The sequence below is a fragment of the Shinella sp. H4-D48 genome (assembly GCF_022637395.1).
Taxonomy (GTDB): Bacteria; Pseudomonadota; Alphaproteobacteria; order Rhizobiales; family Rhizobiaceae; genus Shinella; species Shinella sedimenti.
This window is the reverse complement of sequence record NZ_CP093337.1, coordinates 530,601-548,187: the sequence shown is the minus strand read 5'-3', so window position 1 is coordinate 548,187 and position 17,587 is coordinate 530,601. Positions and strand designations below refer to the sequence as shown.

Sequence of the window (17,587 nt, the reverse complement as noted above, 5' to 3'; positions counted from 1 at the left end):
CCATGCCCCCGCATGATCGAAGTGGAGAAAGCTCTCATGAACAAGAAAACCCCCAACCCGATTGATGTGTTCGTCGGATCCCGCGTACGCCTGCGCCGCCTCATGGTGGGCATGAGCCAGGAAGCGCTTGCGGATCGTCTCGGCGTTACGTTCCAGCAGGTGCAGAAATACGAGAAGGGCACGAACCGCATCAGCGCCAGCCGTCTCCAGGCCATCTCCGACGTATTCCGTGTGCCACCGAGCTTCTTCTTCCAGGACGACGACGCTTCGGGTGCAACCACGGGTGCCGGCCACGATACCGGTGACGTATCCACCTTCGTCTCGTCGAAGGAAGGCCTTGATCTCAACCGCGCCTTCCTGAAGATCGAGGATGCGGGCGTGCGCAAGTCGATCATTTCGCTCGCCACCGCTCTTTCCAAGGCCAGCGAACTCTCGAGCGAGCGCACAGAAACAGCACCGGAACAGCGGATCTGATTGCCGCATGCAGGCCCGGCTGAAGACGCTTGGCCATCTGCGCCTGCTCGATGAGAGCGGCGAGGATATCGTCTTCCCGGAAAAGGCACTGCTGATCCTGAGCTATCTCACGGCGCGCGGCCTGCCGGACATACCGCGCGCCGATGCCGCCGCTTTGTTCTGGGACGATGCCAATCCGGCTGCCGCCTATGCCAGTCTGCGTCAGACCGTGTCGCGCGTGCAAAAGCGCCAGCGCGATCTCTCGCGCAGCTTCCTCATCTTCACCGACAGCACCATTGCGCTCGGCCCCGAACGCATCGAGAGCGATCTGGATGCAATAGGCGAAAATGCCCCGCTCGCCCTGCTTGCGGAACGGCTGACCGAGGACTTCCTGAAGAACATAAGGCCGGACACGCAGGCTCTGACCAAGTGGATTGCCCTGCATCGGGCTTCTCACATGGCCCTGCTGCGGAATGCGCTGCTTGAAGGAAGCCGACAGGCAACCGGTGCTTCGCGTCAGGTCCGGTCCGCCGCGGCGCTGAGGCTGCTGGAGACAAACCCGGACGATGATGAAGTCCGTAGCGTCCTGACAGGCCATATCGTCACGCCGCGCCCTGCCCTGATGACGGTCCAGCCGTCCGCTTGCCTGCCCGTTCAAGACCACGTCGAGATTGCGCCGGCCCGCCAGAACCCACCGCGTATTGTCTTGCTGCCGCCCGCCACGAACCACGCTTCGCGCGCTGCTGCCGGTTTTTCCGAAGCCCTGATCGAGGATGTGACGATCGGGCTATGTGCATTGCGGTCCATATCGATTATCGCGCCGCACACGGCCACCCAGATTGCCGGCCAGACGGATCGCGCGGCGACCTACGAGCGTCACAAGATCAGCTACATCCTCGAGACCCGGTTGCGGGGCGAAGGTGCCGGCCATACGCTCTTTGCTCAGTTGATCTTCTTCGGCAGCGACGAGGTCATCTGGGCCGAACGATTCCCGCTTTCATCCGACGGCCTGCTGCGGTCGCGCCAGATGATCGCCCATCGCATCGCCGGCGCAATCGCCACGGGGATCGAGGACAACGAACTGGTGCGCAGCGGCTATGAGGGCGATGCAAATGCCTATCGCAACTTCCTCTTTGGCCAGGGCCAGCTGAAAAACCTCGACCTGCGCGATATCCGACGCGCCCGCAAGAGCTTCCGCGACGCCTTGCAATTACAGGCCAGCTTTGCGCCCGCGCTCAGCGGCCTCGCCCGCAGTTACTTCCTTGAATGGCTTGTGACGGCCCGTGGCGACGAAGCACTTCTCCATCAGGCGGAAATCCACGCGCAGGACGCCATTCGAGCGGATGAGCGCCTGCCATCTGGCTACCGCGAACTCGGAGTTGTCAAGCTCTACTCCCGCCAGTTCGATGAAAGCGCGCACTATCTGGACCGCGCCGAGGCGCTTAGCCCGCATTATGCCAATGTCATTGCAAGCTACGCCGACACGCTGGTCCAGGCGTCGCGGCCGGATGAGGGTTTGAAAAAGATCGAGCACGCGATCGACCTCAACCCTCTGCCGCCAGACGAATATTTCTGGACGGCCGCCAGCGCGGCCTATTCGCTGGGACGGTACGAGGAGGCGCTCGCCTATATTTCCCAGATGAAGGATAAGGATCCGGTACACCGGCTTTCGGCTGCCTGCTGGGCAATGCTCGGCGACATGAAGAAAGCACGGCTCTTCGTTCGGCGTACCTATGACATCAATCCGAATTTCGATTTCAATGCCTGGATGGCGGTCGTGCCGATCAAGGAAGAATGGCACCGCCAGCACTATCGCGAAGGTCTGAAAAAAGCAGGTTTCAAGTAAGCGTATTTCACCAAATGAAAAGGAGAGGTTTGAATGGCTAAAATTGTTGTGCTCGGCGTTGCAGGCGAAGACGGTCTCTGGATTGCGGATCTTGACGCCGGCACCGTGTCCAAGATCACGTCGCCTGCAACCGGCGACCTGAAGGCAGCCGACGATCTGCGCAAGGCCGGCGCCGTCGTCGTCAAGGGCGTCAATCTCGCCGCGCTGGCGAAGTCCGCCGATTCCGTTTCCGGCGGCTTCCTCGATGTTTCCGGCGGCTTCCTGGACAATTAAGCCGGTGCCGCATTATTCGGACCGCATCTGCGGCCCCGAACAGACCTGGAGCCGGATCGAGGCCTTGCTGCCCCGGTTCGGCATCACCCGCCTCTCCCGCCTGACGGGACTGGATCATCTCGGCATCCCCGTGTGGAATGCCGTGAGCCCGAACGCCCGCTCGATCGTCATCAATCAGGGCAAGGGCATATCCGATATCGACGCGAAGGTATCGGCCGCCATGGAGGCGCTGGAACGGGCAATCGCAGGCGAGCCCCTCGCGCCAAGTCGACGCGCCGCACGCCGGGATTTCGCCCAAGCAGGTGAACCGTACCTGCCGCTAGACCTCTTCGTGGCGACCGGACAATCGCTCCTGACCGAAGAGGAAAAATTCGATTGGCTCGCGGGCCGCAATGTCGCGACCGGCGAGCGCATCTGGGTGCCGAAGGAGGCGGTCTGCCTGGACCGGACCGACTTCACACCCCGCTTCTGGCAATCCTCCGACGGCCTGGCATCGGGAAACTCGGAAACGGAGGCGGTGCTGCACGGCCTCCTCGAACGCGTCGAACGCGATGCCGATCGCCTGTGGCGCCTACTGCAGCGGGCAAAGCGTCTGTCGACTGCCATCGACCCTGCTGCTTTCGCCGATCCCGTTATCGACGACCTTGCTGACCGTTTTCGCAATGCCGGGCTGGCCCTGCGGCTGTTTGACCTCACCAGCGACCTTGCCATCCCCACCTATGCGGCCGTCCTGGGCAATGCCGGGCTCGCCAAAAAAAAGCAGCCGCTCTTTCATGATGTGACGATCGGCTATGGCACGCATCCTGTTCCGGCCCGCGCCGCGATCCGTGCACTCACCGAGGTTGCGCAATCACGCCTCACTTACATCAGCGGCGCGCGCGACGACCTGTTTGCAGAAACGTTCAGCCGACCGCTGGCGGCCGAAACGCTGGCCTTGTTCAACGCTGCGCCACGTTCGTCCACCCTTTATGCAGCACCTGAGGGCGATGCGGCAGCGCTGCTCGACTGGGTTCTGGAAAAGCTTGCCGCAGCGAAAATCGCACCCATCGTCGCCGTGCCGCTTGGCGATTCCTCCCTGCCGATCTCCGTCGTCAAGGTCGTCGTACCCGGCCTCGAAAGCCCGGAAGGCGCAAGACGCCAGGCTGTCGGCATGCGTGCGCTTTCCCGCATGGCCTTTGCACCATCATGAAGCTTCTCTTTGTTGGACCGAGCCTGCCCGATGCCGCCAAGCTCTGCGGCGATGTCTTGGCTGTCCGTCCACCCGCCGTGCATGGGGACGTTCTGGCGGCCGTTCGCGCCGGTGCAACGGCGATCGGTATTATCGACGGCGGTTTCGAACATGTCGCTCCTGTCTGGCACAAGGAAATCCTCTATGCCTTGCAGGAAGGCGTCGCGGTCTTCGGCGCGGCCAGCATGGGGGCGCTGCGCGCCGTCGAATGCGCCGCGTTCGGCATGGTGGGCATAGGCCGCATCTACGAGGATTATAAAGGTGGGCGACGCCTGGACGACGCCGACGTCGCCCTTTTGCACGGCCCGGCAGAACTCGGATATCCCGCGCTTTCTCTCCCTCTCGTCAATGTTGACGCGACGCTTGATCGGATGGAGGCCGAACGGATTATCGAAACGCGTGAAGCGGCAGGCCTTCGCGACGCCGCCCGGCGGCTTTTCTACAAGGATCGCACATGGTCCGCGATCCTCAGGGCGGGTCAAAACCGGACTGAATGGACGGTTACGACACAACTCCTGACCGAATGGACCGTAAACCAGAAACGGCAGGACGCCCTGGCGCTTGTGCAAGAAATGACCTTGTGGTCGGGCAAAAAGCCCGAAAAACGCAGTGATTGGACGTTTCGGGCCACCTCGCTGTGGCGTATGGCCGCAAATCAATCTTAAACCGCTTTAGTCACACAATTTCGCATTCCGCGTGTGTCACGCCTGAGTCACGCGCCAAAGCCGGTCGCCATGCCTATACTCGCAGGCAGGGGTAAGATCGACGCGGCGGGGGCCAGCACATATGGAAATCGATACGATCGAAATGGAAGACCGCGGCACCGAACTGATGGCGCTCGCGAGGATGCTCGCCTTTGCGGTGGAAACCGCAAAAGGCCTCGAAGTCGAGGCCGTCGAATATTGCCTCGACACCGCGCTACGCGCCGTCCTGAACGAGATCGACGAACCGTCGCGCATGACGCTGACGGCGAACGACATCATGCTGATGAACCGTTCCGCTCTCTGCTGAGCGGAAAGGCACAGGCTGGCTGGCCGCCCATACGGCGATAAAGACCTTTCACACCCTTTCCCAAACCGACCGCACCGTCTATCGGAGGCGGGCGCGCATTCCGGCGCGCGAACGGAGAGCGGTATGACCGAGATGTCCGGATGAGCGCGCTAGCGGCCTATGGCGGCCTTTTCCTCGCCGCCTTCATCGCCGCCACCATTCTGCCGGCGCAATCCGAAGCGGTACTCGTCGGCCTGCTCGCCGCCGGCAGCTATTTACCCACCCTCCTGATCATCGTCGCCGGAACGGGCAACGTGCTCGGCTCCGTCGTCAACTGGCTGCTTGGCCGGGGCATCGAGCGATACCGCCATGCGCGCTGGTTTCCGGTCAGCGCCGCAAGCCTCGAGCGTGCCGGCAACTGGTATCGCAAATACGGCTGGTGGAGCCTGCTTCTGAGCTGGGCACCGATCGTCGGCGATCCGCTGACGGTCGCAGCCGGCATCATGCGCGAGCCGCTTTTCCGTTTCGTGCTGGTCGTCTCCATCGCCAAGTTCGGCCGCTACCTCCTGCTCGCCGCAGTCGTTCTGCACTGGTTTTGAATTTTTTTCGGCAATCAATGGAATGGAAGCCGTTCGGCTCTCGTATATTGGGGCATGAACGCAAAGACACCCGGCTTCAACGTGATCGGACAGCTTGCGGCGCTCAGGCGCTACGCACTTTCGCTCGTCCGCAATCCGGATGACGCCGAGGATCTCGTGCACGATGCGCTGGTGAAAGCGTATGAACGGCAGGGCACGTTCCGCACCGGTGCGAATGTTCGCAACTGGCTGATGTCGATCCTGCACAATGCGCATGTCGATCGCCTGCGCCAGCGCCATTCGATGCAGCGCCGCCACGACGGTGCGGCCGAAGTTGCCGAGACCGCGATACCGGCCAATCAGGATCATTCGGTGCGCCTCACGCAGCTGCGCAACGCCTTCTTCACGCTTCCCGAAGAGCAGCGCGCGGCCCTGCACCTCGTCGGGATCGAGGAGCTTTCCTACCAGGAAGCGGCGACCGCCCTCGGCATTCCCGTGGGTACGCTGATGTCACGCGTCGCCCGGGCGCGCGAGCGCTTGCGCACATTCGAACAAAGCGGCCCGTCCGCGACCGTCACGCATCTCAGGATTGTCGGAGGCACTGGCGATGACCAGCAATGACCCCATCCTCGAAGCCGATCTCAACGCCTATGTCGACGACCAGCTGGCCGTCGGACGGCGCATCGAGGTGGAGGCCTACCTGTCCGAGCGCCCGGCCGTCGCCGCGCAGATCATGAAGGATTTGCGTGTGCGCGACGAGCTGCGCCTGGCGCTCGCCGACCACCGCACCGTGATCCGGCAGGAGACCCGCGAGGCCGCGCGCCAACTGGAGCGCTCGCTGTCACGCCGCCGCATGCTTTCGGTGTTCCGCCGGGCCGCCGCGATTACACTCTTCGTCGCCGCCGGCTGGATCGCCCATGCCGTGTTCGGGCCCTTCGGCGCGACCGAGGTCATCGCCTCGGTGCAGCCGCCGGCCTTCGTGGAGGAGGCTGTGCGCGCCCACCGAACGACGCTGCTGCGCGACACGATGGCATCGCAGCCGGAGACGGAGACGTTCGACCGTGCGGAGATCCGCTCGGCCACCGCGATCGTCCTGCCGGACCTGCCGAAAGGCTGGACCGTCCTCGATACTCAGGTCTTCCCCTCAGCCTACGGTCCAAGCGTCGAACTGGTGCTGCAGCCGGAGGCAAACGAGCGCCTCTCGCTCTTCGCCGTACGCCCGGGTTCGTTTGCCGTGCAGCATGTCCTGCTGTTCCACGCCGACAATGCCCGCGCCGCCTACTGGCAGATCGGCGACGTCGCCTATGCACTGGTCTCCGAAAGCCGAAAGGCCGACGACCTGACACAAACCGCGCGGGAGCTTTCCCGCACGCTCTACTGATCAACCGTTTCCATAAGGAGATATGAGATGGAACCCGTACAACAGCGATTTGGCTACGGCGCACAGGCGCAGTCCGCGGCCCTCTTCGACGAAGGCCTACGCCAGCATATGCTGCGCGTCTACAACTACATGGGCGCCGGTCTGATCATCACCGGCCTCGTCGCCTTCATCGTCGGCTCGACGCCGGCGCTCTACGTGCCGATCTTCTCGTCGCCGCTTAAGTGGGTGGTAATGCTGGCGCCGCTCGCTTTCGTCTTCTTCTTCTCGTTCAAGATCCAGACGATGTCGGCCAGCACGGCACAGATGACCTTCTGGGCGTTCTGCGCCGTCATGGGCCTCTCGCTCGCTTCGGTATTCCTCGTCTTCACCGGCATGAGCATCGCCCGCACCTTCTTTATCGCCGCAACCATGTTCGGCGCGACGAGCCTTTACGGCTATGTGACGAAGCGTGACCTTTCGAAGTTCGGCTCGTTCCTGATCATGGGTCTGATCGGCGTCGTGATCGCGTCGATCGTCAACATCTTCCTGGGCTCCAGCGCCCTGCAGTTCGCGATTTCGGTGATCGGTATCCTCGTCTTCGTCGGCCTGACGGCCTGGGATACGCAGAACATCAAGTCGCAATATGCCGAGAACATCGACCAGGAATCCCAGCAGAAGATGGCGGTATTCGGTGCGCTCTCGCTCTACCTGAACTTCGTCAACATCTTCCAGCTGCTGCTGAATTTCACGGGCGAACGCGAATAGTTTTCGCGAATGATTTCAAAGGGAACGGCGGGGCTTTGCTCCGCCGTTTCTTTTTTTGTGCGGCGCAAACCGGGTAAGTATAAGCTTACCTATATCACGCATGTTGACAAATCGCCCGGCAACGGCTTTGCTTAAGGCATTCACCAGGGGGGTCCCGACAAGGGGCTGAGATACTGCTGGCTTTCGCAGCGCAGTGACCCGTTGAACCTGATCCAGTTCATACTGGCGTAGGGACGGTGCAAGCGCTGTGGCAGGACATCCGAGAACCCGGATTCCGTCTTTGCGTTCTTCCATCATTCCGGCTCTAGGACTGGGTCTCCAAACCGAACTTGGAGCCTCCCGATGAATATTGCCGCCCAGAAGCTTACCCCGACCGTCACCACCGGCGCTCTGCCCGCCTCGCGCAAAATCCACATTGCCGGCGAACAGCATCCCGAGATCCGCGTGCCGATGCGCGAGATCTCCCTTCACCCGACCTCGGGCGAGCCGCCCGTCATCGTCTACGACGCCTCGGGCGCCTATACCGATCCCAACCACATCGTCGCCATCGAAAGCGGCCTGCCGCGGCTGCGCGAAAGCTGGGTCGCCGCGCGCGGCGATACCGAAGATTATGAAGGGCGCCACATCCGCCCGGAGGACAACGGCTTTGCAACCGGCGAGCGGCTAACGCCGGAATTCCCCGTTCGCAACCGCCCGCGCAGGGCGAAGGACGGCAAGGCTGTGACCCAGCTCGCCTATGCCCGCGCCGGGATCATCACGCCGGAAATGGAGTTCATCGCGATCCGCGAAAACCTCGGCCGCAAGGCCGCGAAGGACGCCCTCATCCGTGATGGAGAGAGCTTCGGCGCGCATGTTCCCGATTTCGTCACGCCGGAATTCGTCCGCCAGGAGGTCGCCAACGGCCGGGCGATCATTCCCGCCAATATCAACCATCCCGAAGCCGAGCCGATGATCATCGGCCGCAATTTCCTGGTGAAGATCAACGCCAATATCGGTAACTCCGCCGTCACCTCCTCCATGGCTGAAGAGGTCGAAAAGATGGTCTGGGCGATCCGCTGGGGCGCCGATACCGTCATGGACCTGTCCACCGGTCGCAACATCCACAACATCCGCGAATGGATCGTCCGAAATTCGCCGGTTCCGATCGGCACCGTGCCGCTCTATCAGGCACTGGAGAAGGTCAACGGCATCGCCGAGGACCTGACCTGGGACGTGTTCCGCGACACACTCATCGAGCAGGCCGAACAGGGCGTCGATTATTTCACCATCCACGCCGGCGTGCGGCTGCATTACATCCCGCTCACCGTCAATCGCGTCACCGGCATCGTCTCGCGCGGCGGCTCGATCATGGCCAAGTGGTGTCTCCATCACCACCGCGAGAGCTTCCTCTACGAGCATTTCGAGGAAATCTGCGACATCTGCCGCGCCTATGACGTCTCCTTCTCGCTGGGCGATGGCCTGCGCCCCGGCTCGATTGCCGATGCCAATGATGCGGCGCAGTTCGCTGAACTCGAAACCCTCGGCGAACTCACGCAGATCGCCTGGGCCAAGGATTGCCAGGTCATGATCGAAGGCCCCGGCCATGTACCGATGCACAAGATCAAGGAGAACATGGACAAACAGCTGAAGACCTGTGGCGAGGCCCCGTTCTACACGCTCGGCCCGCTGACCACCGATATCGCGCCCGGCTACGACCACATCACGTCGGGTATTGGTGCGGCGATGATCGGCTGGTTCGGAACAGCCATGCTCTGCTATGTCACGCCGAAGGAACATCTTGGCCTGCCCGACCGCAACGACGTGAAGGTGGGTGTCATCACCTACAAGATCGCTGCCCATGCCGCCGATCTCGCCAAGGGGCATCCTGCGGCGAAGATCCGCGACGACGCGCTGTCGCGCGCCCGCTTCGAGTTCCGCTGGGAGGACCAGTTCAACCTCTCGCTCGATCCGGAAACGGCCCGCTCGTTCCATGATGAGACGCTGCCCAAGGAAGCACACAAGGTGGCGCATTTCTGCTCGATGTGCGGCCCCAAATTCTGCTCCATGCGCATCTCGCACGACATCCGCGCCGAAGCCCAGAAGGAGGGGCTGGAGGCGATGGCCGCAAAGTTCCGCGAGGGCGGCGACCTCTACATGCCGCTTGGCACGACACCCGCAGGAGAATGACCATGCGCATCCTCGTCAAGGGGGCCGGCGTCGCCGGCCTCACCGTCGCCTGGCAACTCTACCGCCATGGCTTCGATGTCACCGTGCAGGAAAAGGCCGACGCCGTCGGCACCGGCGCCTCCGGTTTTGCCGGCGGCATGCTGGCACCGTGGTGCGAGCGCGAGAGCGCCGAGGAACCGGTGCTCTCGCTCGGGCGGACGGCCGCCGACTGGTGGGAGGCCGCCCTGCCTGGGCAGGTCCAGCGCCACGGAACGCTCGTCGTTGCGGGCGGGCGCGACACGGGCGAACTCGACCGCTTCGCATCGCGCACCACCGGCTGGGAATGGCTCGACGAGGCGGCAATCGGCGCGCTCGAACCGGATCTCGCCGGCCGTTTTCGCAGGGCGTTGTTCTTCCGTGAGGAGGCGCATCTCGATCCACGTCGTGCACTTTCAGGCCTGACCGCCGCCCTTGAGGAGGCGCGCATGCGCTTCCTCTTCGGAGCCGGCAAGGACACGGGGCGTTTCGACCGTATCGTCGATTGCACCGGCGCAGCCCGTATCGGCCAGTTGCCGGACCTGCGCGGCGTGCGCGGTGAGATGCTTTATCTCGAGACCGAAGATATAAACCTCTCCCGTCCCGTCCGCCTCCTCCATCCGCGCCACCCGATCTACATCGTGCCGCGCGAGAAAAACCGGTTCATGGTCGGCGCGACCATGATCGAGACGGATGATGCCGGCCCGGTGACGGCCCGCTCGATGATGGAACTGCTGAACGCCGCCTATGCGCTGCATCCCACGTTCGGCGAGGCGCGCGTGGCGGAAACCGGCGCCGGTATCCGCCCCGCCTACCCTGACAACCTGCCGCGCGTCACGGCGTTCGGCGACACCATCCATGTCAACGGCTTCTATCGCCACGGCTTCCTGCTGGCGCCCGCCATGGCGGGCGAGGTGGCGCGGCGCCTGCTGGCGGAAGCCCCGCAACCGGAAAGGCTGGCATCATGACCTTCATCATCAATGGCGAGGAGCAGGACGTATCGGCGACGACGCTCGCAGCGCTGCTCGATGTCCTCGAATACGAGGGGGAATGGCTTGCGACAGCGGTGAACGGAGAGCTTGTGCACCGCGAGGATCGTGCAGCTTTCACGCTCAGCGAGCGTGACCGGGTCGAGATCCTCTCCCCCATGCAGGGAGGCTGACATGCTCACACTCTACGACGTCACCGTCCAGTCCCGTCTTCTGCTGGGCACGGCCCGCTACCCCTCGCCCGCTATTCTTGCCGAAGCCGTGCGGCGCTCGAAGACGGAAATCGTTACCGTATCGCTGCGCCGCGAGACAGCGGGCGGCAAGGCGGGAGGCGCGTTCTTCGAGATGATCCGCGCTCTTGGCGTTCGCGTTCTGCCCAATACGGCGGGATGCCACAGCGTGCGGGAAGCCGTGCTGACAGCGAAGATGGCGCGCGACGTGTTCCGCACCGACTGGATCAAGCTGGAGGTCATTGCGCATCACGACACGCTACAGCCGGATGTCTTCGGCCTCGTCGAGGCAGCACGCATCCTGACGGCGGACGGGTTCCAGGTTTTTCCCTATACGACGGATGATCTCGTGGTTGCCGAAAAGCTGCTGGAAGCCGGCTGCTGTGTGCTGATGCCCTGGTGCGCGCCGATCGGCTCGGCCATGGGGCCTGTCAATCCGATGGCGCTGCGCAGCTTCCGGGCGCAATTCCCCGACGTGCCGCTGATCGTCGATGCCGGCATCGGTCGCCCATCGCATGCGGCAGCGGTGATGGAACTCGGTTACGATGCCGTCCTGCTCAACACCGCGGTTGCGAACGCCGGCGATCCGGCCACCATGGCCGAGGCCTTCGCGCTTGCGCTCGATGCGGGCCGGCTCGCGTACGCAGCCGGCCCGATCGAGCCGCGCGATATGGCCGTTCCCTCCACCCCCGTTATCGGAAAGGCTGTCTTCGCATGAAACTCGATCCATTCTACCTGATCGTCGACAGCGCCGACTGGATCGAGCGCCTCGTTCCTATCGGCGTGAAGCTCGTGCAGTTGCGCATCAAGGATGTGGCTGAGGACGATCTGCGGCAACACATTCGCCGCGCCAAAGCCGTCTGTGCTGAACACGGCTGCGTTCTGGTCATCAACGACTACTGGCATATCGCCATCGAGGAAGGCTGCGGCTTCGTGCATCTCGGTCAGGAAGACCTGGCCGATGCCGATGTTGCAACGATCCGGTCCGCCGGCCTGAAACTTGGCCTGTCGAGCCATGACGAAGCGGAGCTGGAAACCGCACTCGCCGCAAAGCCGGATTACATCGCACTGGGCCCCGTCTGGCCGACAATCCTAAAGAAAATGAAATGGGCGCCACAGGGCGTGGAACGGCTGAAGACATGGAAGGCGCGCATCGGGGAAATGCCGCTCGTCGCTATCGGCGGACTGAACCCCGGCCGGCTCGCGGCCGTCTTCGACAACGGCGCGGATATCGCGGCCGTCGTTACCGACATCACGCTGAACGCAGACCCCGAAGCGCGCACACGCGAATGGATCGAACGCACGGCACGCCGGCGCTGATCGCCCTTTGAGTGAACTGGAGGGACAGCCAACCGGCATGCTAAAGCCATGACGGTTGCGGCAATGGCCCGCACGTTACGATCCAGGGGAATGCAGGAGACCACGATCATGCAGGACAGCGCAGACCAGCCAACCTATGCGTTCACCCCGGCGACGGTGCCCAGCCTGCCGATAAAGGGGAGCGCCACGCGCTTTCCAGTGCACCGAATCTATTGCGTCGGCCGCAACTTCGCCGACCATGCAATCGAGATGGGACATGACCCGAACAAGGAGCCGCCCTTCTTCTTCCAGAAGAACCCGGATACGCTGGTCGCGCCGGAACAGGGCTTTCCCTATCCCTCCGCCAGCAATGACGTTCATCATGAAATCGAACTTGTGATAGCGCTGAAAAGCGGCGGTAGCGACATTTCACCCGAGCACGCGCTGGATTGCGTCTACGGCTATGCCGTCGGCCTCGACATGACCCGCCGCGATCTGCAGGCGGAGGCCAAGAAGCACGGCCGGCCGTGGGAGGTCGCAAAGGCCTTCGAGCATTCGGCACCCTGCGGGCCCGTTCATCCCGTCAGCGTTATCGGCCATCCGGCCGACGGCTCCATTCGGCTCACGGTAAACGGTGCGCCGCGCCAGAACGGCAACCTCAACCAGATGATCTGGAAGACGCCTGACATGATTGCCTATCTCTCCCGTCTTTTCACCCTCCAGCCTGGTGACCTGATTTTTGCCGGCACGCCCGCCGGCGTGGGCGCCATCAGCAGGGGCGACATCATGGCCGCTCACATCGATGGACTGGACGACATCGTCGTTACGGTCATCTGACAAACGGCATCTCCTGCGACAGCACGCCACGCCCGAGACCTCCCGCCCGTTTGATCAACGTCAAAGAAGACGATCACGCGCGGCAGTACCTCTTGCGCATGAACGAGAGACGTTCGTCATCAAGGAGAATTCCAGTGCGTATCATGGCAAAGAGCATCGTCGGCACGGCAGCGGTCATCCTGGCCTTGGCGCTTCCGGCAGCGGCGGCGGATTTCGAAGTGCACATGCTCAACAAGGGGACCGCGGGCGCCATGGTGTTCGAGCCGGCCTTCGTGAAGGTCGCGCCGGGGGACACGGTCACTTTCATCCCGACCGACAAGGGGCACAATGTCGAAACGATCAAGGACATGATCCCTGAGGGGGCCCAAGCCTTCAAGAGCAAGATGAACGAGACCTACAAGGTCACCTTCGACAAGGCCGGCGCCTATGGCGTCAAGTGCACGCCGCATGTCGGCATGGGCATGGTGGGCCTCGTGGTCGTCGGCGACGCGCCAGCCAATCTCGACGCGATCAAGAACGGTAAGCTTCCGAAGAAGGCACGCGAGCGGCTTGATGCGGAGATCGCTGCGGCGGGTCTCTGAAAAAATCCTTTGCGGCGGGGGCTGGACCCGGTGCGGAGCAATCCGTGCCGGGTTTTCTATATAAGGACACAGCGTGTGGGTGAGAGAACTTTCACAATTCGAATGATGGGGATTTATATATTTAATTTTCTAATGCCCCGTGTGCCTGCTAACTTTCCGGCCGACACGTCAACAGGATAGCGCATGCTGAAATCCGTCCTGCTCTTCGCCTGGCTTTTTCTTGCAGCGCTTTGCCATCCCCTTTTCGCCGCCGGAAACGCCATGACCTCTGACCTTCACAAAGCTGCCGCTGCCAACGACGCCGCGGCAATCGCAGCGCTTCTGAAAGAGGGAGCGGAGATCGATGCACGCGATGAGAGCGGCGCAACCCCACTGCTCGTGGCGACGCACGGCAACAAGGTGGATGCCGCAAGAGCCCTCATCGAGGCTGGTGCCGATGTGAACGCCAAGGACGAGATCAGCGACAGCCCCTATCTGTATTCAGGCGCGCGCGGCCATCTTGATATTCTGAAGTTGACGCTCACCCATGGCGCCGACCTCAAGAGCATCAATCGCTATGGCGGCACCGCCCTCATCCCGGCCGCCGAACGCGGCCATATCGAGACGGTCGACACGCTTATCAAGGCCGGCGTTGATGTAGACCACGTCAACCGCCTCGGCTGGACGGCGCTTCTGGAGGCGATCATCCTCAGCGACGGCGGCCAGCGCCATGTCGATATCGTCGACCTGCTGATCAAGGCCGGGGCGAATGTTGATCTTGCCGACAATGACGGCGTGACGCCGCTCGCCCATGCCCGCAGCCGCGGCTATGGCGCCATCGTGGCGCTGCTGGAAAGAGCCGGCGCGACTTGACGGCTGCGTGAGACCGCTAAAGCGATATTCGCTGCAAGACTGAACACACTTGAAGCCAGGGGCCTGAAACGACAATGCAACGCAACTACTATTCCTCTCTCGGCGGCCATCCGCCGCAAAGCGACCTGCTGACCGGGCGCGCCGTGTTCACCGAAGCCTATGCGGTGATCCCGAAGGGCGTGATGCAGGACATCGTCACGAGCTACCTGCCCTTCTGGAACGACACGCGTCTCTGGGTCATTGCCCGCCCGCTTTCCGGCTTCGCCGAGACCTTCTCGCAATACATCATGGAAGTGGCACCGGGCGGCGGCAGCGACCGGCCGGAGCAGGATCCGGACGCCGAAGGCGTGCTCTTCGTCGTCGACGGCGCGGTGGAACTGACGCTGCCCTCCGGCAAGCATGTTCTCCAGCCGGGTGGCTACGCCTTTCTGCCGCCGGGCCTCAAATGGTCGCTGCACAACCGCTCGGGCGCACATGCCCGCTTCCACTGGATCCGCAAGGCCTATGAGGCCGTCGAAGGCCTGCCCCATCCCGAACCGCTTATCCTCAACGACAAGGACGTCACGCCCAACGCGATGCCCGGCACGAACGGCGGCTGGGCGACGACCCGCTTCGTCGACCCCGCCGACCTGCGCCACGACATGCATGTGACGATCGTCACGCTTCAGCCGGGTGCCGTCATCCCCTTTGCCGAAACGCATGTCATGGAGCATGGCCTCTATGTGCTGGAGGGCAAGGCTGTCTATCGCCTCAATCAGGACTGGGTGGAGGTCGAGGCCGGCGATTTCATGTGGCTGCGCGCCTTCTGCCCGCAGGCCTGCTATGCGGGCGGCCCCGGCCCGTTTCGTTATCTCCTCTACAAGGACGTCAACCGCCACATGGCGCTCCATCCCGGCGGCCTGCGCCGCTAACGTAGGCATCCGATCCCACCCGCGCCTCCCGGCGCGGGCTTTCATGACGTTGACGGCATGGCCTGCGGGTAGGATCGCGGATCGAGGCGCAGGTAAAGCAGGGCGGTTACAAGCACGCAGCCGAAATGCAGCGCCCAGCCGGCGGCAAACCCGCCCGTCCAGTCGTGCAGAACCGCCATCGCGTAAGGCCCGAGCGCTGCGATGAGAAAGCCGCCGCCCTGCATCAGTGCCGCCAGTGCACCGGCCTGTTCCGGCCGCGGCAGATGATCGAGTGCTGCAACGATGGCCAGCGCGAAACCGCCACCAAGGCCCGCACCGCACAGGCCAGCCCAGACCGCCGGCGCGGCGGCGGGAATGGCGGAAAGACCGGCAAACCCTGCGGCCTGCAAAGCGATGGTGAGAAAGAGCCACCGGCGGCGATCGACATTGCTTCGCGCCAGCACCGGGAGCCCCAGCGCGACAACGGCCTGACACAAAGCCATGACCGCGACGAGGCTGCTGCTGTCGCCACTCGTCCAGCCCTGCGCCTGATAATAGGGCGAGAGCCAGGCGATCATCGAGGTATAGCCCGCATTGATGAGGCCGAAAGCCGCCATCAGCAGCCAGGTGCGAGGCCGTCTCAACAAATGCTGCGTGAGCGCGGCGTCCGGCTTGCGCGAGCGCACGTCCGGCAGGATGCGCCAGGCTGCGGCAAGTGCGATCGCGACCGGCACTGCGAGCCAGGCGAGCGCCGTCTGCCAGCTGTAGCCTGCCTGCAGGAAGACCGGCATCAGCCGCGCCCCGAAGGCGCCGCCCGCCATGATCATCGCCGAGTAGAGACCCGTGACGACCGGCACGCTCGCCGGGAAGGACGCCTTGATGATGCCCGGAAAGGCCGCCTGTATGAAGGCGACGCCGATACCGCACAGCGCCGCCGTCAGGATAAGCGAGACGCCGTCCAGGGCGCCGAGACGCAACGCAGAGCCGGCAAGCAGAACGAAGAGCGCAACCAGCAGGCCACGGCGCGTCCCGATCTGCGCCTGAAGGCCCGGCGCGGCGAAAGCGCCAAGCCCCATGAGCAGCATCGGCAGCAGCGTGAGCATGGCAATGCCACCGTAGGCGAGACCGGTATCGGCAACGATATCGGCGAGCAGCGGCGCCGGCGCAGCGAGAAAGGGTCGCAGATTGAGGCCAATCAGAACCACCAGAACCAGCATGGGTATATCAAGCCCGGGGCGTGGCGGCGTCATGTCTGGTTTCTCGTACGGAAGGATACATCAGGGGAATGTTCCCGGCATATCGGACAGCGCTATCATTCGCTTGAATCATGCGCAAATTAGATGTTCAGATAGATATCATTCTTGATTGCGATGGAGATGCCATGCTTGATCCGCGCCTTCTCCGGGCCTTCGTGGCCATCGCCGATTCCGGCAGCTTCACGGCCGCAGCCGACCGGCTGCACATGACCCAGTCGACCATGAGTCAGCAGATCGCGCGTCTCGAGGAAGCCGTCGGCCGCCCGCTGGTTGATCGCGGCGCGCGGCCGGTGCGCCTCACCGTCACCGGCGAGCGCCTGCTGGGCCATGCCCGGCGCATCCTGACGCTGCAAACGGAAGCGCTGACGCTGGTGGCGGAGACATCTGGCACGACCTCCGTGCGCATCGGCATGCCTGATGATATCGCGACGCCCGAAATGGCGCGCGCTTTCGCCGCCTTTACAAGGCGTCACAAGGAGGCCCGCCTCGATGTCACGACGGGCTTGCGCTCGGATTTGACGCGGCGCTACCGCTCGGGTGAACTGGATATCGTTGTTTTGAAGGAGGACACGCCCAGTCCAGACAGCTGGGCAAGCTTCGTCGAACCCATCGCCTGGTTCACCGCAAGCGACGCGCCGTCCGAGCGATCCGATCCGGTGGCGCTTGTCACCTTCCCGCCGGGCGGGCTCTATCGTGATGCGATGTTCGAACGGTTGGAGCGCGAGCACCGGCGCTGGTACGTCGCCTTCACCTCCGCAAGCCTGCGCAACGTGCTGATGGCGGTTGAAGCCGGGCTTGGCCTCTCGCTTCTGCCGATTGATGCGACGAAGGGATGGCGCGTGGAACAGATCGCCGATATCGGACCGGAGCCGCCTGTCGTCGCCTCGCTCTATGCCTGGGAACGCACCGGAATCGTGGGCGAACTCGCTCACGAGGTCCTGGATATCCTTGAGCGGCATTTTCAACGCCCGTGATCCCG

General features: G+C 63.2%; 21 protein-coding genes and 1 riboswitch. Of the genes, 20 read left to right on the top strand and 1 reads right to left on the bottom strand.

All coding sequences use genetic code 11. From position 1 onward, the window contains the following. Positions 1-36: 36 nt before the first annotated feature. The 19 genes from MNR02_RS02630 to MNR02_RS02540 all read left to right on the top strand — a co-directional run bounded on the left by MNR02_RS02630 (position 37) and on the right by MNR02_RS02540 (position 15,373). Complete coding sequence (locus MNR02_RS02630) at positions 37-474, top strand: helix-turn-helix domain-containing protein (RefSeq protein WP_241601675.1); 438 nt, start codon at positions 37-39, stop codon at positions 472-474. A 7-nt stretch (positions 475-481) separates the two neighbouring features. Further along, a complete protein-coding gene (locus MNR02_RS02625) occupies positions 482-2,299 on the top strand; it encodes a hypothetical protein (protein ID WP_241947988.1) in 1,818 nt (605 codons plus the stop codon). A gap of 33 nt (positions 2,300-2,332) precedes the next feature. Then, entirely contained in the window at positions 2,333-2,572 is a 240-nt protein-coding gene (locus MNR02_RS02620; protein WP_241601673.1) for a hypothetical protein, read from the top strand. 4 nt (positions 2,573-2,576) lie between these two features. Beyond that, positions 2,577-3,761: a YcaO-like family protein gene (locus MNR02_RS02615; RefSeq protein ID WP_241947987.1), complete on the top strand. Its 1,185-nt coding sequence runs from the start codon at positions 2,577-2,579 to the stop codon at positions 3,759-3,761. Next, on the top strand, positions 3,758-4,465 hold the full coding sequence (locus tag MNR02_RS02610; RefSeq protein WP_241947986.1) for a TfuA-like protein: 708 nt from the start codon (positions 3,758-3,760) through the stop codon (positions 4,463-4,465). Before MNR02_RS02615 ends, MNR02_RS02610 begins: the two co-directional genes overlap by 4 nt. 121 nt (positions 4,466-4,586) lie before the next feature. Continuing rightward, complete coding sequence (locus tag MNR02_RS02605) at positions 4,587-4,811, top strand: hypothetical protein (protein ID WP_241601670.1); 225 nt, start codon at positions 4,587-4,589, stop codon at positions 4,809-4,811. A gap of 140 nt (positions 4,812-4,951) precedes the next feature. Continuing rightward, positions 4,952-5,389 carry a YqaA family protein gene (locus tag MNR02_RS02600; RefSeq protein ID WP_241947985.1) on the top strand — a complete coding sequence of 146 codons (438 nt, stop codon included), beginning with the start codon at positions 4,952-4,954 and terminating at the stop codon, positions 5,387-5,389. 54 nt (positions 5,390-5,443) lie between these two features. After that, complete coding sequence (locus MNR02_RS02595; protein WP_241947984.1) at positions 5,444-5,989, top strand: sigma-70 family RNA polymerase sigma factor; 546 nt, start codon at positions 5,444-5,446, stop codon at positions 5,987-5,989. Then, complete coding sequence (locus MNR02_RS02590; protein ID WP_241947983.1) at positions 5,976-6,749, top strand: anti-sigma factor; 774 nt, start codon at positions 5,976-5,978, stop codon at positions 6,747-6,749. The genes MNR02_RS02595 and MNR02_RS02590 overlap by 14 nt, the downstream gene beginning before the upstream one ends. Before the next feature lie 27 nt (positions 6,750-6,776). Beyond that, a complete protein-coding gene (locus MNR02_RS02585) occupies positions 6,777-7,493 on the top strand; it encodes a Bax inhibitor-1/YccA family protein (protein ID WP_241947982.1) in 717 nt (238 codons plus the stop codon). Between the two features lie 135 nt (positions 7,494-7,628). Then, positions 7,629-7,745, top strand: a riboswitch (TPP riboswitch). A gap of 90 nt (positions 7,746-7,835) precedes the next feature. Further along, positions 7,836-9,659 (top strand): phosphomethylpyrimidine synthase ThiC, encoded by a 1,824-nt coding sequence (gene thiC / locus MNR02_RS02580; protein WP_241947981.1) that lies wholly within the window; start codon positions 7,836-7,838, stop codon positions 9,657-9,659. A 2-nt stretch (positions 9,660-9,661) separates the two neighbouring features. After that, positions 9,662-10,642: a glycine oxidase ThiO gene (thiO, locus tag MNR02_RS02575; protein ID WP_241947980.1), complete on the top strand. Its 981-nt coding sequence runs from the start codon at positions 9,662-9,664 to the stop codon at positions 10,640-10,642. Next, positions 10,639-10,836 carry a sulfur carrier protein ThiS gene (gene thiS, locus MNR02_RS02570; RefSeq protein WP_241947979.1) on the top strand — a complete coding sequence of 66 codons (198 nt, stop codon included), beginning with the start codon at positions 10,639-10,641 and terminating at the stop codon, positions 10,834-10,836. Before thiO ends, thiS begins: the two co-directional genes overlap by 4 nt. Position 10,837: 1 nt before the next feature. Next, positions 10,838-11,611, top strand: a complete 774-nt coding sequence (locus MNR02_RS02565) for a thiazole synthase (protein WP_241947978.1) — start codon at positions 10,838-10,840, stop codon at positions 11,609-11,611. Continuing rightward, positions 11,608-12,213 (top strand): thiamine phosphate synthase, encoded by a 606-nt coding sequence (locus MNR02_RS02560; RefSeq protein WP_241947977.1) that lies wholly within the window; start codon positions 11,608-11,610, stop codon positions 12,211-12,213. Before MNR02_RS02565 ends, MNR02_RS02560 begins: the two co-directional genes overlap by 4 nt. 108 nt (positions 12,214-12,321) lie before the next feature. After that, positions 12,322-13,029, top strand: a complete 708-nt coding sequence (locus MNR02_RS02555) for a fumarylacetoacetate hydrolase family protein (protein ID WP_241947976.1) — start codon at positions 12,322-12,324, stop codon at positions 13,027-13,029. Between the two features lie 134 nt (positions 13,030-13,163). Continuing rightward, positions 13,164-13,610 (top strand): pseudoazurin, encoded by a 447-nt coding sequence (locus tag MNR02_RS02550; protein ID WP_241947975.1) that lies wholly within the window; start codon positions 13,164-13,166, stop codon positions 13,608-13,610. Positions 13,611-13,793: 183 nt separating this feature from the next. Then, entirely contained in the window at positions 13,794-14,462 is a 669-nt protein-coding gene (locus MNR02_RS02545) for an ankyrin repeat domain-containing protein (RefSeq protein ID WP_241947974.1), read from the top strand. Between the two features lie 74 nt (positions 14,463-14,536). Further along, a complete protein-coding gene (locus tag MNR02_RS02540) occupies positions 14,537-15,373 on the top strand; it encodes a bifunctional allantoicase/(S)-ureidoglycine aminohydrolase (protein WP_241947973.1) in 837 nt (278 codons plus the stop codon). Positions 15,374-15,414: 41 nt separating this feature from the next. On the opposite strand, the gene MNR02_RS02535 is transcribed toward MNR02_RS02540, so the two are convergent. After that, positions 15,415-16,602, bottom strand: coding sequence for a cyanate transporter (locus MNR02_RS02535; protein ID WP_241947972.1), 1,188 nt, complete (start codon positions 16,600-16,602; stop codon positions 15,415-15,417). 131 nt (positions 16,603-16,733) lie between these two features. Between MNR02_RS02535 and MNR02_RS02530 the strand changes: the two genes are divergently transcribed. Next, on the top strand, positions 16,734-17,582 hold the full coding sequence (locus MNR02_RS02530; protein WP_241947971.1) for a LysR family transcriptional regulator: 849 nt from the start codon (positions 16,734-16,736) through the stop codon (positions 17,580-17,582). Positions 17,583-17,587 lie beyond the last annotated feature (5 nt).

Coding starts and splice junctions, on each gene's coding strand:
- MNR02_RS02605 (WP_241601670.1), top strand. CDS start 4,587: ATGGAAATCGATACGATCGAAATGGAAGACCGCGGCACCGAACTGATG.
- MNR02_RS02610 (WP_241947986.1), top strand. CDS start 3,758: ATGAAGCTTCTCTTTGTTGGACCGAGCCTGCCCGATGCCGCCAAGCTC.
- MNR02_RS02560 (WP_241947977.1), top strand. CDS start 11,608: ATGAAACTCGATCCATTCTACCTGATCGTCGACAGCGCCGACTGGATC.
- MNR02_RS02535 (WP_241947972.1), bottom strand. CDS start 16,602: ATGACGCCGCCACGCCCCGGGCTTGATATACCCATGCTGGTTCTGGTG.
- MNR02_RS02545 (WP_241947974.1), top strand. CDS start 13,794: ATGCTGAAATCCGTCCTGCTCTTCGCCTGGCTTTTTCTTGCAGCGCTT.
- MNR02_RS02620 (WP_241601673.1), top strand. CDS start 2,333: ATGGCTAAAATTGTTGTGCTCGGCGTTGCAGGCGAAGACGGTCTCTGG.
- thiC (WP_241947981.1), top strand. CDS start 7,836: ATGAATATTGCCGCCCAGAAGCTTACCCCGACCGTCACCACCGGCGCT.
- MNR02_RS02555 (WP_241947976.1), top strand. CDS start 12,322: ATGCAGGACAGCGCAGACCAGCCAACCTATGCGTTCACCCCGGCGACG.
- MNR02_RS02530 (WP_241947971.1), top strand. CDS start 16,734: ATGCTTGATCCGCGCCTTCTCCGGGCCTTCGTGGCCATCGCCGATTCC.
- MNR02_RS02595 (WP_241947984.1), top strand. CDS start 5,444: ATGAACGCAAAGACACCCGGCTTCAACGTGATCGGACAGCTTGCGGCG.
- MNR02_RS02565 (WP_241947978.1), top strand. CDS start 10,838: ATGCTCACACTCTACGACGTCACCGTCCAGTCCCGTCTTCTGCTGGGC.
- MNR02_RS02625 (WP_241947988.1), top strand. CDS start 482: ATGCAGGCCCGGCTGAAGACGCTTGGCCATCTGCGCCTGCTCGATGAG.
- MNR02_RS02600 (WP_241947985.1), top strand. CDS start 4,952: ATGAGCGCGCTAGCGGCCTATGGCGGCCTTTTCCTCGCCGCCTTCATC.
- MNR02_RS02590 (WP_241947983.1), top strand. CDS start 5,976: ATGACCAGCAATGACCCCATCCTCGAAGCCGATCTCAACGCCTATGTC.
- thiS (WP_241947979.1), top strand. CDS start 10,639: ATGACCTTCATCATCAATGGCGAGGAGCAGGACGTATCGGCGACGACG.
- MNR02_RS02630 (WP_241601675.1), top strand. CDS start 37: ATGAACAAGAAAACCCCCAACCCGATTGATGTGTTCGTCGGATCCCGC.
- thiO (WP_241947980.1), top strand. CDS start 9,662: ATGCGCATCCTCGTCAAGGGGGCCGGCGTCGCCGGCCTCACCGTCGCC.
- MNR02_RS02540 (WP_241947973.1), top strand. CDS start 14,537: ATGCAACGCAACTACTATTCCTCTCTCGGCGGCCATCCGCCGCAAAGC.
- MNR02_RS02585 (WP_241947982.1), top strand. CDS start 6,777: ATGGAACCCGTACAACAGCGATTTGGCTACGGCGCACAGGCGCAGTCC.